General features: G+C 64.4%; 15 protein-coding genes and 1 pseudogene. 10 read left to right on the top strand and 6 right to left on the bottom strand.

The genetic code is table 11. The features are described 5' to 3' along the window. Positions 1 to 14: 14 nt before the first annotated feature. Positions 15 to 1,373 carry an aromatic ring-hydroxylating dioxygenase subunit alpha gene (locus tag IVB54_RS37425; protein ID WP_204513152.1) on the bottom strand — a complete coding sequence of 453 codons (1,359 nt, stop codon included), beginning with the start codon at positions 1,371 to 1,373 and terminating at the stop codon, positions 15 to 17. A 112-nt stretch (positions 1,374 to 1,485) separates the two neighbouring features. Here IVB54_RS37425 and IVB54_RS37420 point away from each other — a divergent pair, with 112 nt between their 5' ends. After that, entirely contained in the window at positions 1,486 to 2,271 is a 786-nt protein-coding gene (locus IVB54_RS37420) for an IclR family transcriptional regulator C-terminal domain-containing protein (protein WP_018456046.1), read from the top strand. Positions 2,272 to 2,361: 90 nt separating this feature from the next. Here IVB54_RS37420 and IVB54_RS37415 read toward each other — a convergent pair whose 3' ends face one another. Further along, the gene (locus IVB54_RS37415; RefSeq protein ID WP_247364241.1) at positions 2,362 to 2,754 is read right to left on the bottom strand and encodes a group II truncated hemoglobin; all 393 of its coding nucleotides are present in this window, start codon (positions 2,752 to 2,754) and stop codon (positions 2,362 to 2,364) included. Between the two features lie 12 nt (positions 2,755 to 2,766). After that, a pseudogene (locus IVB54_RS37410) lies at positions 2,767 to 3,687 on the bottom strand (helix-turn-helix transcriptional regulator); the annotation flags it as partial. 140 nt (positions 3,688 to 3,827) lie between these two features. Here IVB54_RS37410 and IVB54_RS37405 point away from each other — a divergent pair. From IVB54_RS37405 to boxB, 4 genes are all read left to right on the top strand, one after another. Next, a complete protein-coding gene (locus IVB54_RS37405; RefSeq protein ID WP_247295964.1) occupies positions 3,828 to 5,369 on the top strand; it encodes a benzoate-CoA ligase family protein in 1,542 nt (513 codons plus the stop codon). A 52-nt stretch (positions 5,370 to 5,421) separates the two neighbouring features. After that, positions 5,422 to 6,243 (top strand): alpha/beta hydrolase, encoded by an 822-nt coding sequence (locus IVB54_RS37400; RefSeq protein WP_018456050.1) that lies wholly within the window; start codon positions 5,422 to 5,424, stop codon positions 6,241 to 6,243. Between the two features lie 72 nt (positions 6,244 to 6,315). Further along, positions 6,316 to 8,004 (top strand): 2,3-epoxybenzoyl-CoA dihydrolase, encoded by a 1,689-nt coding sequence (gene boxC / locus IVB54_RS37395; RefSeq protein WP_247295966.1) that lies wholly within the window; start codon positions 6,316 to 6,318, stop codon positions 8,002 to 8,004. 123 nt (positions 8,005 to 8,127) lie between these two features. Further along, positions 8,128 to 9,564, top strand: coding sequence for a benzoyl-CoA 2,3-epoxidase subunit BoxB (gene boxB, locus IVB54_RS37390; RefSeq protein ID WP_026233075.1), 1,437 nt, complete (start codon positions 8,128 to 8,130; stop codon positions 9,562 to 9,564). Between the two features lie 110 nt (positions 9,565 to 9,674). Here boxB and IVB54_RS37385 read toward each other — a convergent pair whose 3' ends face one another. Next, positions 9,675 to 10,475, bottom strand: coding sequence for an SDR family oxidoreductase (locus IVB54_RS37385; RefSeq protein WP_018456053.1), 801 nt, complete (start codon positions 10,473 to 10,475; stop codon positions 9,675 to 9,677). Positions 10,476 to 10,599: 124 nt separating this feature from the next. Further along, a complete protein-coding gene (locus IVB54_RS37380; RefSeq protein ID WP_018456054.1) occupies positions 10,600 to 11,658 on the bottom strand; it encodes a polysaccharide deacetylase family protein in 1,059 nt (352 codons plus the stop codon). A gap of 164 nt (positions 11,659 to 11,822) precedes the next feature. Here IVB54_RS37380 and IVB54_RS37375 point away from each other — a divergent pair, with 164 nt between their 5' ends. The 4 genes from IVB54_RS37375 to IVB54_RS37360 all read left to right on the top strand — a co-directional run bounded on the left by IVB54_RS37375 (position 11,823) and on the right by IVB54_RS37360 (position 15,156). After that, positions 11,823 to 13,217 carry an OmpA family protein gene (locus IVB54_RS37375; protein WP_018456055.1) on the top strand — a complete coding sequence of 465 codons (1,395 nt, stop codon included), beginning with the start codon at positions 11,823 to 11,825 and terminating at the stop codon, positions 13,215 to 13,217. A gap of 2 nt (positions 13,218 to 13,219) precedes the next feature. Then, positions 13,220 to 13,516, top strand: a complete 297-nt coding sequence (locus IVB54_RS37370) for a membrane protein (protein ID WP_018456056.1) — start codon at positions 13,220 to 13,222, stop codon at positions 13,514 to 13,516. A 120-nt stretch (positions 13,517 to 13,636) separates the two neighbouring features. Further along, positions 13,637 to 14,227 (top strand): TetR/AcrR family transcriptional regulator, encoded by a 591-nt coding sequence (locus IVB54_RS37365; RefSeq protein WP_018456057.1) that lies wholly within the window; start codon positions 13,637 to 13,639, stop codon positions 14,225 to 14,227. After that, the gene (locus IVB54_RS37360) at positions 14,224 to 15,156 is read left to right on the top strand and encodes a haloalkane dehalogenase (RefSeq protein ID WP_018456058.1); all 933 of its coding nucleotides are present in this window, start codon (positions 14,224 to 14,226) and stop codon (positions 15,154 to 15,156) included. The genes IVB54_RS37365 and IVB54_RS37360 overlap by 4 nt, the downstream gene beginning before the upstream one ends. Positions 15,157 to 15,183: 27 nt before the next feature. Here the strand turns inward: IVB54_RS37360 and IVB54_RS37355 are convergent, their stop codons facing one another. Further along, positions 15,184 to 15,333 carry a hypothetical protein gene (locus tag IVB54_RS37355; RefSeq protein WP_018456059.1) on the bottom strand — a complete coding sequence of 50 codons (150 nt, stop codon included), beginning with the start codon at positions 15,331 to 15,333 and terminating at the stop codon, positions 15,184 to 15,186. 332 nt (positions 15,334 to 15,665) lie between these two features. Between IVB54_RS37355 and IVB54_RS37350 the strand changes: the two genes are divergently transcribed. Beyond that, positions 15,666 to 16,721: a lysylphosphatidylglycerol synthase domain-containing protein gene (locus IVB54_RS37350; RefSeq protein ID WP_018456061.1), complete on the top strand. Its 1,056-nt coding sequence runs from the start codon at positions 15,666 to 15,668 to the stop codon at positions 16,719 to 16,721. Positions 16,722 to 16,749 lie beyond the last annotated feature (28 nt).

Raw genomic sequence — 16,749 nt, 5'->3', positions numbered from 1 at the left:
GGCGAACTGCATTATCACTCCGCCGCCGTCAGGCGATGCACGTTGTCCGCGATCTCCTTCGGCACCGGCGCCGTCCACGGCGCGCTGCGGCGGCGCTTGACGTCGACTTCCATCCAGTAGATCTCCCAGCCTCGGGTCGGCCCGATGCCGTCCATGGTCGCCGGACCCTGGATCGAACGTGCGGTGGCCTCGTCGAGATGCAGCATCGGCTTCTCGCCGCCTGCGACCTTCTCGATCTCCTGCCGCAGCAGGCGCCGGTACTGCACGATCGCCTTGTCGCTCGTGCCGAGGTGCTCCCGGGTGCGGTCCTGGATCGCGCCCATCGATTCCACCGCCCACTGGTCGTGGACGTTGATGTCGGTGCCCATGCCGGTATAGGTCGCCGTCTGCTGCTCGTGCGGATCGAAGCCGTAATCGTTCGTCCCGTTCTTGCGCGATTTGTAATCCGGCAGCTCATAGAGCTCGAGCCGCTGGTCGCGCATCTTCTGCTTGTCCACGGGGTTCGAATAACTGGTGAAGATCGCGTACCAGTAGCAGTTCTCGTCGTCGACCGGCACGTGCCACTGTGTGATCGTCATCTCCGTGCTCATGGGGATGACGAAGCCGTGCGGAAAGAGCTGGTTGGTGACGCGCACATGGGTGCGCTCCTCGTCGATCTCGCGCAGCGCGATCAGCCGCAGGCCGTATTCGGTGTGCTCGACATTGATGATCGGGCGGTCGTATTCGCGCAAAATCTTCGTCATCGGCAAGTCGCTGCCTGCCGATGTGCCGCGGAACTGCTTGCCGTAGGCCGTCGAGGTGTCCTCGTCCTCGAAAAAGCGATGCAGATAGGAGGCGTGCGCGGGGTCGATGCCGACTTCGAGCGCCTGGAGCCAGTTGCAGGCCATGTGGCCTTTGAACGCGAAGGTGTGCGTGCCGGGCGCGACGAAGCAGTCGAGCTCGGGAAATGCCGGCGGCTCGCCCTCGCCGAGATAAGCCCAGAGGATGCCGCTCTTCTCCACCACAGGGTAAGAGCGCTGACGGATGTTCTGGCAGAGCTTTGAGTCCTTCGGCTCCGCCGGCGTCTCGATGCATTGCCCGGTGGCGTCGAACAGCCAGCCATGGAAGGCGCAACGCAGGCCGCCATGCTCGAGCCGTCCGAAGGCGAGATCGGCGCCGCGATGCGCACAGTGGCGATCGATCAGGCCGTAACGCCCCGTCTCGTCGCGGAACAGCACCAGGCTTTCGCCGAGCAATCTGACGGGACGGATCGGTCGATCGCCGTCGAGCTCGTCCACCAGCGCCGCCGGCTGCCAGTAGCTTCGCATCAGCTTCCCGCAGGGGTCCTTCGCACCGGTGCGGGTGATCAGGTCGTTCTGCTCCTGGCTCATCATGGCGAGTGCATCCTTTATGGAATGGCGTTTGTTCGCCTATTGAACGAATGGGCGAATTATGGCATGCCTTGACGCGGCAGCAAGCACTATTTTGCACGAATGACCCGACACCATGCCCAAGCTGAAGCGAAGCGAGAGCGACGAACGCGCGACGGATTTCGTCGAGAGCCTCGATCGCGGGCTGCGCCTGCTGCAATGCTTCGGCATCACGGCCGGCCCGATGACGCTGAGCGATCTCGCCCGTGCCGCTGAGCTTCCCCGCGCCACCGCGCGGCGCATGCTGTTCACGCTCCAGCGCGGCGGCTTCGTCAGTGGCGACGGGAAGCTGTTCTCGCTGACGCCACATGTGCTGACACTCGCCGCGTCGTATCTGCGGTCGAGCCAACTCGTCACGGTCCTGCAACCGGTGCTCGACCGCGTCGCGACAGCGGCCAACGAAATCTCCTCGCTCGCGGTGCTCGACGGCGATGAGGTCGTGTTCATCGCGCGCAGCAGTCCGGCGCGGATGTTCTCGGGCGGATTGGAAATCGGCTACCGGCTTCCGGCCTTCTGCACTTCGGTCGGCCGCGCCATGCTCGGTCAACTCGACGATGCCGAGCTTGCTGCGCGCCTGACGGCGACGAAGCGCGAAGCGCTGACGCCGCAGACGGTAACCGATCCCAAGGTGCTGCTCGCGCGCACCGTCGCCGATCGCGCGCAGGGCTATTCGCTGGTGGACCGCGAGGCCGAGCCGCATTTCCGCTCGATCTCGGTCCCCGTCCGCCGCTACGACGGCGTGATCGTCGCCGCCATTAACATGGGCGCGCACGTCGATCGCGTGCCGGCGCAGGAATTGATCGAGCGATTTTTGCCGCTGTTGCGTGAGGGCGCGGAGGCGTTGCGGTCGCAACTCTTGTAGCCCGGGTGAGCGAAGCGATACCCGGGAAAGTCATCGTGAAGACCCGGATGTCGCTTCGCTCATCCGGGCTACGCGCCCGTGCAAAAATCACTAGCGGTTGCGCATCCAGTCGGCGAGGCCGGACAACGCCTTGTCGAGGTCCTGCCGCGCTGCGGCGTCCAAAACCGTCTCCTCCAGCGCACCGCGCATGCAGAGCATCCACGCGTCGCGCTCGGCATCGCCGATGGCAAAGCCGATGTGGCGCTGGCGCAGCCGCGGGTGGCCCTTCTCGACCGAATAGAGTTTCGGGCCGCCGGTCCATTCGGTGAGATAGCGCTTCAGCACATCCCTGATCAGGCCGAGGTCGTCCGCATGCATCGCGCGGATGATCTTCGCCTCCGGCAGCGTATCCATCCGGTCGTAGAAGCGATCGACCAGTCGATCGATCGTGGCGCTGCCGCCGATCCGCTCGAACATGGCGATTGCGACGTCGCTCTCGGTCATGGGAGTTCGGACCTACAGCGCGACGCTGCGCAGCCCGAAGCTGCGCGCTTCGTTCTGCAGCACCGGCCGGACCGCATCAACCAGGCGCGCCGCGGCGGCATCGACGGACAGCCCCGCCGTGTCGACCACCGCCGTCGCGCGCGCATATAGCGGCTCGCGGCTCAAGAGGATGTTGCGCAGCTCCGCCATCGCGGAGCGGTCGTCGGCCATCGGGCGCAAATCGCCCTGGCGGCGGACGCGGGCCATGTGCTCCTCGGGCTCGGCCTTCAGCCAGATCGTGTAGAACGACGACAGGATCTGGTCGAAGGTCAGAGGTTCGGAGACGATGCCGCCGCCGGTCGCCAGCACCATCAGCTCGTTGCGCGCGAGCAGCTGCTGCAGCGCCGCCTGCTCCATGCGGCGAAAGCCTTCCTGGCCGTAGAGCGCGATGATCTCGGCGACCGACAGCCCGTTCTGCTGCTCGATCTCCTTGTTGAGCTCGACAAAGCTCCAGCCGACCTTCTTCGCCAGCATCCGCCCAAGCGTCGATTTGCCGGCGCCGCGCAGGCCGATTAGCGCGATGCCGCAGAACGGCGCGCCCCGCGGCGCGGAGGCGCTGCCGCCTGCGAGCAGATCTTTTGCTTGTGCGACCTGCGCCGGCGTCGCCTTGCGCAGGAGATCGCGAAACATCTGCCAGTCCGGGGTCGGATCGGCCGAGGGAAGCAGGTCTTCGAGATGCGCGCCCATCGCGTCGGAGACGCGGCGCAGCAGCACGATGGAGACGTTGCCCTTGCCGCTTTCGAGCTGCGCGATGTAGCGCTCCGATATTCCTGATACCTTAGCGAGCACCTTGCGCGACATGCCGCGCAGCGCGCGCATGGTGCGCACGCGCTGGCCGAGCTGTTCGAGAAATCGGGATTCGGCGTCGGGACTGTCGGTCATGGACTGCGGATCATGGGCCTGCTTGAGCGGATGTCTTCTTTTAAAGAGGTCCTGCGGCGCGTATTAATGAAACATAGTGCCTGCTGGCATTGACAGCAAGCCGAGGCGGTGTCTTTCTATGAATTATAATTCTAAATTCAGGGGAGAAGTCCGTGAGCGAGGGATCCTATAACGCGGTGACCTGGCTGCTCGACCGGAACGTCGAGGAGGGACGCGGCAACAAGCTCGCCTTCGACGACACCGTCTCACGCCTCACCTATGGCGAGCTCCAGCGCGAAACGCGGCGCGCCGCCAACATGCTGCGCCGGCTCGGGGGCCGCCGCGAAGAGCGCGTGGCCATGATCATGCTGGATACGGTCGACTTCCCGATCGTGTTTCTGGGCGCGATCCGCGCCGGCATCGTGCCGGTGCCGCTCAACACGCTGCTGACATCAGATCAATACGCCTACATCCTCGCCGATTGCCGCGCGCGCGTGCTGTTCGTCTCGGAAGCGCTCTATCCCGTCATCAAGGACGTCGTCGGCCGCATGCCGGATCTGGAGCATGTCGTGGTCTCCGGCGCCAAACAGAACGGCCACAAGCAGCTCGCCGAGGAGATTGCGGACGAGAGCGATCAGTTCACCACCGCCGCCACCCATTCCGACGAACCGGCATTCTGGCTGTATTCCTCAGGTTCGACCGGCATGCCCAAGGGCGTGCGGCACATCCATTCGAACATGCAGGCGACCGCGGACACTTATGCGAAGCAGGTGCTCGGCATTCGCGAGAACGACGTTTGTCTTTCCGCGGCAAAGCTGTTCTTCGCATATGGCCTCGGCAATGCGTTGACCTTTCCGATGTCGGTCGGCGCCAGCGTGGTGCTCAACAGCGAACGGCCGACGCCCGCACGCATGTTCGACCTGATGAACCGCTACAATCCCTCGATCTTCTACGGCGTGCCGACCCTGTTCGCGGCGATGCTCAACGACGAAGCGATGAAGAGCGAGCGCGGCGGCAAGTCGCTCCGCATCTGCACCTCGGCCGGCGAGGCGCTCCCGGAGTCCGTCGGCAACAGCTGGAGGGCGCGCTTCGGCGTCGATATTCTCGACGGCGTCGGCTCGACCGAGCTGTTGCACATCTTCCTGTCGAACGCGCCCGGCGACATCAAATACGGCTCCTCCGGCAAACCGGTGCCCGGCTATGCGGTGCGGCTTGTCAACGAGGCCGGACAGGATGTCGCCGACGGCGAGGTCGGCGAGCTCCTGGTCGATGCGCCCTCCGCCGGCGAGGGGTACTGGAACCAGCGCCACAAGAGCCGCCGCACGTTCGAGGGGCCGTGGACCCGCACCGGCGACAAATATGTCAGGGATTCCGAGGGCCGCTATACCTTCTGCGGCCGCGCCGACGACATGTTCAAGGTCTCTGGCATCTGGGTCTCGCCCTTCGAGGTCGAGAGCGCGCTGATCACGCATCCCGCCGTGCTGGAAGCTGCCGTCGTGCCCGAAGCCGATCCGGAAGGTCTGCTGAAGCCCAAGGCCTTCGTCGTGCTGCGCCCCGGCGCGACGACGGCGGGCCTGCAGGAGATGCTTAAGGATCACGTCAAGCAGAAGATCGGCCCGTGGAAATATCCGCGCTGGATCGACGTGGTGGATTCCTTGCCGAAGACGGCGACGGGGAAGATCCAGCGGTTCAAGCTGCGGGACGGGGCGAATTGACAACAGGTCGTCATGGCCGGGCTTGACGACGGAGAGAGAAGAGCGACAGAGCATGACCAACCTCGCCCCCACCGGCTTCCTCAGCATCGGCGACGCCAGCCTCGAATACAAATGGCTGGCGCCGCAATCCGCCGATGCACCGACCATCGTCATGCTGCATGAAGGCCTCGGCTCGGTCGGGCTCTGGGGTGACTTCCCCGAGAAGCTGCGAGAGGCGACCTCCGCCGGCATCTTCGTCTATTCGCGCGCGGGCTACGGCCAGTCGAGCAAGGTCGCGCTGCCGCGGCCGCTCGACTACATGCAGCGCGAGGCACTCGACGTGCTGCCGAAGATCCTCGACGCGATCGGCTTCAGGCGTGGCCTGCTGCTCGGCCATTCCGACGGCGCGTCGATCGCGACGATCTATGCCGGCGCGCATCAGGATCATCGCCTGAACGGCCTCGTACTGATCGCGCCGCATTTCATCGTCGAGGACATCTCGGTGAAGTCGATTGCGGACATCAAGACGGCATTTGAGACCACCGACCTGAAGGCAAAGCTCGCGCGCTGGCACACGGACGTCGACAACGCCTTCTACGGCTGGAACGCCGCCTGGCTCGATCCCAAATTCCGCGACTGGGATATCTCGGAATATCTCGCTTATATCCGCGTTCCCGTCCTGATCCTTCAAGGCGTGGACGACCAATACGGGACGCTGCGTCAGGCCGAGATCGCGCAGCACGAATGCTATTGCCCGGTCGATTTGAAAGTCATGTCAGGCGCGGCGCATTCTCCGCATCGCGAAGCTCCGGGAGCGACGCTTCACGCGATTGAGCAATTTGCAGCAGCGGCCCTAGGAGAGGACATGCAACAAAATGCATGTATGGGCCGTTAAAGTCTAGACGCGCGCAACAATATGCATTATTGTGCATCTAACGGTAAACCAAGACGAACTCAAGGGTGGCCCATGGCCGAGGAAGATCGGCGCCTCGCAGGCGGCGCGACATTCATCGATTTCCAGACCGAGCCGTCCCGCTACCGGCACTGGAAGCTCGCGGTTGACGGTGACGTCGCCACCCTGACCATGGACGTCGACGAGAATGGCGGCCTGTTCGAGGGCTATCTGCTCAAGCTCAATTCCTACGATCTCGGCGTCGACATCGAGCTTGCCGACGCGGTCCAGCGCCTGCGCTTCGAGCACCCCGAGGTGAAGGTCGTGGTGATGCGCTCGGCCAAGAACCGCGTGTTCTGCGCCGGCGCCAACATCCGCATGCTCGCCGGCTCGACGCATGCCCACAAGGTCAATTTCTGCAAGTTCACCAACGAGACCCGCAACGGCATGGAAGACTCGTCGGAGAATTCCGGCCAGCGCTTTATCACCGTCGTGAACGGCTCGGCCGCCGGCGGCGGCTATGAGCTCGCGCTCGCCACCGACTACATCATGCTTGCCGATGACGGCGCGTCCGCCGTCGCCTTGCCCGAAGTGCCGCTGCTGGCGGTGCTGCCGGGCACCGGCGGCCTCACGCGTGTGGTCGACAAGCGCAAGGTGCGCCGCGATCACGCCGATTTCTTCTGCACCATCGAAGAAGGCGTGAAGGGCAAGCGCGCCGTGCAATGGCGCCTGGTCGACGAGATCGCGCCGAACAGCAAGCTCGAAGGCAAGGTTGCCGAGCGCGCCAGGGAATTCGCCCAGGCCTCGAAGCGCAAGGGCAGCGGCAAGGGCATCGCGCTGACGCCGCTCAAGCGCATCATCGATGAGACGAGCATCCGCTACGGCTTTGTCACCGTCGACGTCGACCGCGCCGCCCGCATCGCCACGATCTCGATCAAGGCGCCTGAAGCCGCGCCGCCCGCCGATATCGACGGGATGATGGCGCAGGGTGTCGCGTTCTGGCCGCTCCAGGTCGCGCGCGAACTCGACGACGCCATCCTGCATCTGCGTATCAACGAGCTCGAGATCGCGATGCTGGTGTTCAAGAGTCACGGCGACCGCGCCCATGTGCTCGCCTGCGACGCCTTCCTCGAAGCCAACAAGGCGCACTGGCTGGTCAACGAAATCAGGCACTACTGGAAGCGTGTCTTGAAGCGCATCGACGTCACCTCGCGCACGCTGGTGACGCTGGTCGAGCCCGGCTCCTGCTTCGCCGGCACGCTCGCCGAGCTCGTCTTCGCCGCCGACCGTTCCTACATGCTGATCGGCACGCGCCAGGGCGACAACCGCCCGCCGCCGTCGATCGAACTGTCAGCGATGAATTTTGGCCCGTATCCGATGAGCCATGGCCTGACGCGGCTTCAGTCGCGCTTCCAGGCCGATCCGTCCGATGTGGAACGCGCGGAAGCCACGACGGGCACCGCGCTGGACGCCGAGCAGGCCGAAGAGCTCGGTCTCGTCACCTTCGCACTCGACGACATCGACTGGGACGACGAGGTCCGCGTGTTCCTGGAGGAGCGCGCCAGCTTCTCGCCCGACAGCCTCACCGGCATGGAAGCCAACCTGCGCTTCGTCGGCCCCGAGACGATGGAATCGAAGATCTTCTCGCGCCTCACCGCGTGGCAGAACTGGATCTTCCAGCGCCCCAACGCGGTCGGCGAGGAAGGCGCGCTGCGCCGCTACGGCAGCGGCCAGAAGCCGAAATTCGATATGACGCGAGTGTAGAGCGCGAATGGAGAGTGGCGAATAGCGAATAGAGACGTCATTCGCCTCGCTATTCGCGATCCCACAATTCGATGCCCGCGATTTAATGAACTAGTCCCACACGGGAGGTCTTCCATGAACATCATGAACGTCGACTACTCGACCAAGATTCCGAACAACGTCAATTTGGCCGAAGACCGCCAGGTGCTCAAGGCGCTGGAAGGCTGGCATCCCGGCTACATGGACTGGTGGAAAGACATGGGGCCGGAAGGCTTCCAGGAATCGCTGGTGTACTTGCGCACCGCCTATTCGGTCGATCCGCGCGGCTGGGCCAAGTTCGACTATGTGCGGATGCCCGAGTATCGCTGGGGCATTCTCCTTGCTCCCCAGGAAGAGAACCGCGTCGTGCCGTTCGGCGAGCATTTTGGCGAGCCGGCCTGGCAGGAAGTCCCGGGCGAGTATCGCGCCATGCTGCGCCGTCTGATCGTGATCCAGGGCGACACCGAGCCCGCCTCCGTCGAGCAGCAGCGCCATCTCGGCAAGACCGCGCCCTCGCTGTACGACATGCGCAATCTGTTCCAGGTCAATGTCGAGGAAGGCCGTCACCTCTGGGCGATGGTGTACCTGCTGCAAAAGTACTTTGGTCGCGACGGACGTGAAGAGGCCGACGATTTGTTGCGCCGCCGCTCGGGCGACGCCGACTCGCCGCGCATGCTGGGCGCCTTCAACGAGGCGACGCCGGACTGGCTGTCCTTCTTCATGTTCACCTACTTCACCGACCGCGACGGCAAGATGCAGCTGCACTCGCTTGCGCAGTCCGGCTTCGATCCCCTGTCGCGCACCTGCCGCTTCATGCTGACGGAAGAAGCGCACCACATGTTCGTCGGCGAGACCGGCATCACCCGCGTCGTGCAGCGCACCTGCGATGCGATGCGCGAAGCCGGCATCACCGATCCCACCGACATCGCGAAGGTCCGCGCGCTCGGCGTGATCGACCTGCCGACCATTCAGAAGAAGCTGAACCTGCACTATACGCTGTCGCTCGATCTGTTTGGCTCGGAAGTCTCGACCAACGCGGCGAACGCCTTCAACACCGGCATCAAGGGTCGCTATCACGAGACCCAGATCGACGACGATCATCAGCTCAAGAACGCCACCTATCCGGTGCTGAAGTTCATCGACGGTGAGATCAAGCTCGTCGACGAGCCGGCGCTGACCGCGCTCAACATGCGCCTGCGCGACGATTACAGCCAGGATTGCGTCAAGGGCATGCTGCGCTGGAACAAGGTGATCTCGACCGCGGGCTACCAGTTTCAGCTCAAGCTGCCCAACGTCGCCTTCCACCGCCATATCGGCGAGTTCAAGGGCATCCACGCGACGCCCGACGGCATTTTGATCGACGATGCCACCTGGGCGAAGCGCAAGGACGAATGGCTGCCCTCGACCGCGGACGGCGACTTCATCACCTCGCTGATGCAGCCCGTCACCGAGACCGGCCAGTTCGCCTCCTGGATCTCACCGCCGAAAGTCGGCATCGACAACAAGCCCGGCGATTTCGAATATGTGAGGATCGAGTCGTAAGGGCCGCCAGCGAGGCGCGACGGCCGCGCTACATACTCACCTGTCGTCCCGGCGAAGGCCGGGACTACACCGGAGTGTGAGGTGAGGGCGTCGTGCTGACGCGCCCCCGCCTACCCCGCGATCTCCAGCCCCGCGTTCGCGTACACCACGCCGCCATCCACCGCGATGGTGTTGCCGACCACGTAGTCACCCGCGCGCGAGGCGAGATAGATCGCCACGCCGGCCATGTCCTCGTCGGTTCCGATCCGCCGCGCCGGAATGCGCTTGGCGACCTCGTCCGAATGGTCGCGCGCAGCCCGGTTCATGTCGGACTTGAACGCGCCGGGCGCGATCGCGGTGACGTTGACGTTGTCCTTGATCAGTTTCGTCGCCATGCGCCGCGTCAAATGGATCACCGCGGCCTTGCTCGCGGCATAGGAGTAGGTCTCGCCGGGATTGACGAAAATGCCGTCAACCGAGGCGATGTTGATGACCTTGGCGGGCCGCTCATGCGAAGCCGCCGCGCGCAGCGGCTTGGCCAGCGCCTTGGTCAGGAAGAACAGCGACTTGACGTTGAGGTCCATCACCTTGTCCCAGCCGCTTTCGGGGAATTCGTCGAACTCCGCGCCCCAGGCAGCCCCTGCATTGTTGACGAGGATGTTGAGCTTCGGCTCCAGCTTGATGATTTCGCGAGCGAGCCTGTCGCAGCCGTCGACGGTCGAGATGTCGATCGGCAGCGCGATGCACTCACCGTCATATCGGCCTGACAGCTCTCTCGCGGTGGCCTCGCAAGGTCCTGCCTTGCGCGCGGTGATGTAGACCTTCGCGGCTCCCGCGCTGAGAAATCCCGCCGCGATCATCTTGCCGATGCCGCGCGAACCACCGGTCACCAGCGCGACGCGGCCTTTGAGCGAGAACAGATCGTTGAACATGGTGCCTCCCTTGGTGTTTGGCGACGTTTTGAGCGGGGTAGGGAGGGGAGTCAAGGAAAGTGCCGCATCGTCGTCCTGGCTTTCGCCATGCGACGTCCGAGTTCGGGCAGCCAAGACGGAGAGATTAAGCCGCCGCGATCCTGCGGAAGCCGTTCCACATCGCGGTCGCGGCGCCCGAGGTCAGCACCGGCAGAATCCGCGTGTCCTGGTAATTGCCGTTGAGCGAGACCCGTGGCAGCGCCGTCATGCGGCCGGCGTCTTCGGCGAACAGCATGCCGGGCCGCGTCGTCACCGCGGTCTTGAAGCCGGCGGATGCAGCGAGCACGAATTCACGCTCGCCCGCCGCCTCGCGATCGCCATAGGGATAGGCCAGATGTTGAACGTTGCGGCCGAGCGCCTGCTCGATCCGCGCGCGGCTCACGGCCATCTCCTGCGTGGCGATCGCTTCGCTTTGCTTGGCGAGATTGCAATGGCTGACGGAATGCGCGCCGATCGTGACCAGGGGATCGGCGGCAAATGTCTTCACCTCGTCCCAGGACAGGCAGAGGCTGCGGCACAGCGCGGCCATGTCGACGCCGTACTTCGTGCAGAGCGCCTCGATCTCGCGCTTGAGATCGTGCTCGCCGGGCAGTGCGCGCAACCAGTCGTGCAGGCGATCGAACGCCACCTGCTTGGCGGCTGGCGTCGTCGCATCGAGCCGCAGCGCGGCATTGCCGATCGTCACCTCGATCTGCTCGGTCTTGGCGATCACGGCCTCCAGCGCCTCCCACCACAGCCGGCCCGTCCCCTCCGCGAAATCGCTGGCGACATAGACCGCCAAGGGCGCGTCAAATTCGCGCAGAACCGGCAGCGCAAAATCGAGATTGTCGCGATAGCCATCGTCGAGCGTGAAGGCGGCGAAGCGGCGGTCGAACCGGCGCCGCACCAGCCGCTCGTGCAGCTCGTCCATGCTGACGATGTCGATCTCGCGCGCGCGCAGGTGGCGCAGTGTGGCACGCAGGAATTCGGGGGTGACTTCGAGATGCCGGTTCGGCTGGAACGCCGCGCCGCGGGCCGGCCGCACGTGATGCAGCATGAATATGGCGCCGACGCCCGACAAAAGCGGACGCAACAGGTGGTGGGCGCCGCTGAAATAGAGTGCTTCCAGCCCGGCGCGGATGACGTTGTTACGGAGTTGTTTCATGACCCGCTGGCGGACTTTGGCATTCCGCTTTCAACTTACGGAAGAACCCTTGAAGAAAAAGTTATTCCAATTGTCCAGGCCCGGCCTTCGGAAGGGCGTCATTTCCGGTTTGACAGCCTGCCAAGGGTTTGTTTTGTCTCCGGTTCCAGAGTTCGGGTCGTCGAATGCACAAGCTTTTCAGGTGGGCCAGCAAATGGTGGCCGGGGCTGATCCCCTTGGCCGTCATGTGGGGATTTGCGGCCTGGAATAACACTTTGCCGGTCGAGGCGGACCTTTCCGCCCGCAGCTCGGCGGCGCTAAAGGATACCGTTCTGGACAAGACCCGGATCGCGGTGGATGGCCGCGACGTCAGCCTGGCTGCGGACGCGTTTTCTGAGGAGGGGCGCCGCGACGCTGTTGTGGCGGTCGAGACCGTCCCCGGCGTGCGCCTGGTCGACGACCGGACCCGCCTCGTGCCCGAGGCAAAGCCCTTCGTCTGGAACGCCGAGCGCGACGTGGTGCGGGTGACGCTGTCAGGCTCCGCGCCCCTGCCGTCGATGAAGGGCCGCCTGACCGAGGCGGCCCGCAAGGAGGTCGGCGGCACCGAGGTGGCCGATCAGATGGGTTTGGCCCGCGGCGCACCGCCGCGGTTCGAGGCGGCTGCGATGCTGCTGCTCGACCAGATCGGCAAGCTCAAGGACGGCAAGATCACGATCACAGACACCAAAGTCACTCTGTCAGGGATGGCGCGCGATCTCGGCGGCCGCGAAGCGGTCGCAGCGGCCCTTAAAAACCTGCCCGAGGGCTTTTCGATCGCCGCCAACGATGTCAAGGCGCCGCCTTACGTGTTCCAGGCTTACAAGGATCCGGTGGCCGCGACGGTGACGCTGACCGGCTATGTTCCCGACAACAATGTCCACGCGGCCATCGCCACCAGCGCGTCGCGGAAATTCTTCAACGAAAAGGTTGTCGACAATCTCAAGGCCAGCGTCGGCGCGCCCGGCTCCTTCAGCCCCGCCGTGGTCGCAGCGCTCGGCGCGCTGTCGCGACTGTCGACCGGCACGCTCGTCGTGTCCGACCGCGAGGTGAAGCTGTCGGGCGATGCGCTCTATGAAGGTGCCGCCAACGACATCCGCGCAGGCCTCGGCAAGGATTTTCCGAAAAACTGGCAGTACAAGCCGGAAATCACGGTGAAACCCGCGGCCGGGCCGGTCGACGGCACCGTGTGCCAGCAATTGTTCTCCGAGCTCTTGGCCAAGGCCAAGATTCGCTTCGGGGCGAAGCGCGCCGAGATCGATCCGGATTCCGCCGGCATTCTTGATCATCTGATCGAGACGGCATTGCGATGTCCCACCACCAATATCGAGGTCGCCGGGCATACCGATGCCGACGGCGAGGATTCCTTCAACCAGGCACTGTCGGAGAAGCGCGCGAAGGCGGTGATCGACTACCTGGTCAAGGCCGGCTTGCCTGGCAACCGGTTCACCGCGGTCGGCTACGGCAGCACGCAGCCCGTCGCCGGCAATGACAGCGAAGACGCCAAGGCGCAGAACCGCCGCATCGAATTTCTGGTGAGGTGACGATGCCCTATCTCGTCTCGTTCCATCTGGGCTGGCTGATCGGCTCGCTGCTGCTCGGCTTCTGCATGGGCTGGATCTCGGTGGTCCAACGCGGCAACGGCACCTCGAAGGTGACCGCGCGCTGGCTCGCCGTGCTTGTTGCCGGCCTGGTCGCGGCCTCGTTCGCGCATGTGGTCCCCGGTCGCTTCGGCTACTGGCTCGACCTCGGCCTGGTCATGTTCGCCTGCTACCTCGTCGGCGGCGGCATCGGCGCCTGGCTGCGCGACCGTGTGGTCGCGCGCAGCATGCCACCGGCCTGAGCGGCTGAGCTGAGAGGCAAACGCGCGCCCGCTATCGCGCTCATCAACTTGCGCTGCCATCAGATTTCCAGGGCGACAAAGCGCGCTTGACAATAATACGTACGTACGTATTATAACGCCATGCCCAAGCCCTCGCTCAAAGACGCCATTCTCGACGCCGGCCTGAAGGTCATGTTTCGGACCGGCTATCACGGCACCAGCGTGCGCGACGTCACCACTGCTGCGGGCGCGCCGCAGGGGTCCTTCACCAATCATTTCCGCTCCAAGGAAGCGTTCGCCTCCGAGGTGCTCGACCGCTACTTCGAGATCACAAGGGGGCTGGTCGCCGAGGCGCTCGACGACACCTCGCTGACCCCGCGGGCTCGGCTGAAGCGCTACCTGGACATCATCATTGGCCGGCTCGAAGCGGACGGCTACGGCCGCGGCTGTCTGATCGGCGATCTCAGTCTGGAGGCGACCGGCAGCAGCGAGATGCTGCGCGCGCGCCTTGCGGCCATCTTTGCTGAATGGCGCATGCCGTTCGCCGCCTGCATCAGGGATGCCCAAACCAGCGGCGAGATCGCATCCGATTTCGAGCCCGAGGAGCTCGCAGACTTCCTGCTCGCGTCCTGGCAGGGCGCGATCCTGCGCATGAAGGTCGACCGCAATCCCAAAGCGCTCGAACGTTTCAAGAGCATCGCATTCCAAACCGTGTTCAAGGAGCTGACATGACCAAGCAGATCGACATCAAGCTTCGCAAAGCGTCCGTCCTCGGAAGCGGCATGGCCTATCGTGAGGCAGGCGCGCAGAACGCGCCGGTCGCGCTCTTCCTGCACGGCAATCCGACGTCCTCGCACATCTGGCGCAACATCATGCCCCTGGTGTCACCGGTCGCGCATTGCCTCGCGCCCGACAACATCGGCTTCGGTCAGTCCGGCAAGCCCAACATCGCCTATCGCTTCTTCGACCACGTCCGCTATCTCGATGCCTTCATCGAACAGCGCGGCATTACGTCGGCCTATCTGGTCGCGCAGGATTGGGGCACGGCGCTCGCATTTCATCTTGCGGCGCGCCGGCCGGATTTCGTGCGCGGCCTTGCCTTCATGGAATTCATTCGTCCGATGCCGACCTGGCAGGACTTCCACGACACCGAGGTTGCCGCAGAGCAGGAGCATGCCGAGGCGGCGCGGGCGGCCTTCCGTAAATTCAGGACGCCGGGCGAGGGCGAGGCGATGATCCTCGAGGCGAATGCCTTCGTCGAGCGCGTGCTACCCGGCGGCATGGTCCGCAAGCTCAGCGATGACGAGATGGCGCCCTATCGCGCGCCGTTTCCAACACCAGAGAGCCGCCGGCCCGTTCTTGCACTTCCGCGCGAACTGCCGATCGCAGGCGAGCCCGCTGACGTTTATCAGGCTCTGCAGTCCGCGCATGCAGCGCTGGCCGCGTCGTTCTATCCAAAGCTCCTGTTCACCGGCGAGCCCGGAGCTCTGGTCTCACCGGAATTTGCCGAACGGTTTGCAGCCTCCCTGAAGCACTGCGCGCTGGTTCGTCTCGGCGCCGGCCTGCATTTCCTCCAGGAGGATCACCCCGAGGCGATCGGGCGCTCCGTCGCCGGCTGGATCGCGGGCATCGAGGCAGTGCGCCCGCAGCTTGCGGCCTGAGCAGAACGCTACCTCCGAACGACGTGCTCATCGCGGCCGCTGGCGGGCGGCCGCAATGACGTCTGTGATGTCGCAGTGCAACCGGATGATCGAGCGCGAGCCGTCGGCCACGTAATCGTGCGCGCCGCAGCGGCCGCGCGCGGCGCGACCCTCTTTCAACAGCGAAATCCCGCCCATAGATTGATTTCGACTTAAGCCGTGACGGAACATTGTACGGCCGAAATCATCAAAACTTCATGGCGTCTGCGCCAGGATGGCCATGGAGATTCGCGTCAGGCTTGCCGCCGAAAGCGCCAAACCGTGCATCAGGAGCCCGCAACCTGCCTAAAACCTTGAAGCCACGACTTTTTGTTCGAATTGTCGAATTCCACTCCGCCCCAAAACGCGCTAGTGGAGGGGCAGGGGGCATGCGCGATGCCGGAGCCGCCGGCGAGGATTCGTCGGGTGCCTGCGTGTCGTCCGCCTGTTCGCCGGCCACCCTGGCCGCTGAAGCGTTGTTCGAGGTTTAGATGCTGGAAGCCATACGCAGGGCGATGTCGTTTCTGCGCCAGAAGCAAATCCTGCATAAGCTTGGAGTTGTGATCAGCGTCGCGGTCATCGGCATCGCTTGCTATGTGCTCTACCACATGCTGCGCGGCATCGATGTCAACGAAGTCCTCGAAGCGATCAAGAGCACCGAGCCGAGCCAGATCGCGATGGCGGCGCTGTTCGTCGCTGCGGGCTATTTCACGCTGACCTTCTACGACCTGTTCGCCGTGCGCGCGATCGGCCATCCCCACGTGCCCTATCGGATTAACGCGCTCGCTGCCTTCACCAGCTATTCGATCGGCCACAATGTCGGCGCCAGCGTCTTCACCGGCGGCGCGGTGCGCTACCGCATCTATTCCGCCTATGGCCTGAACGCGATCGACGTCGCAAAGATCTGCTTCCTCGCCGGCCTGACCTTCTGGCTCGGCAATGCCGCGGTGCTGGGCCTCGGCATCTCCTATCATCCGGAAGCCGCGGCCTCGATCGACATGCTTCCGCCCTGGCTGAACCGGATGCTGGCGATGATGATCATCGTCGGACTGGTCGCTTACGTGGTCTGGGTCTGGACCCAGCCGCGCATGGTCGGCCGCGGGCCCTGGACCGTGATGCTGCCGGGCGGCCCGCTGACGCTGCTCCAGATCGCGATCGGCATCATCGATCTCGGCTTCTGCGCGCTCGCGATGTACGTGCTGGTCCCTGACGAGCCCAATCTCGGTTTCGTGGTGGTCGCGGTGATCTTCGTCTCGGCCACGCTGCTCGGCTTTGCCAGCCATTCGCCCGGAGGCCTTGGCGTGTTCGACGCGGCGATGCTGGTCGGGCTCTGGCAGATGGACCGCGAGGAGCTGCTGGGCGGGATGCTGCTGTTCCGCGTCCTCTATTATCTGTCCCCTTTTGTCATATCTGTAATCTTGCTGACGTTTCGCGAAGTTATCATCGGCGCACGATCGAAGCGCCTGCAGCAGGCTGCGCTCAAGCTCGACCCCGGCCCCGCGCCTGAAGCCGCTTACGTGAGAAAGCGCAGCGACAGCGGCGCCTGACCGGCGCAAGGCCTTTTGGAGAAGCCCG

The organism is Bradyrhizobium sp. CW1 (genome assembly GCF_023100665.1).
GTDB classification, from domain to species: Bacteria; Pseudomonadota; Alphaproteobacteria; order Rhizobiales; family Xanthobacteraceae; genus Bradyrhizobium; species Bradyrhizobium canariense_D.
The sequence above is the reverse complement of the archived record's forward strand: the minus strand, read 5'-3'. Positions and strand labels throughout refer to the sequence as shown.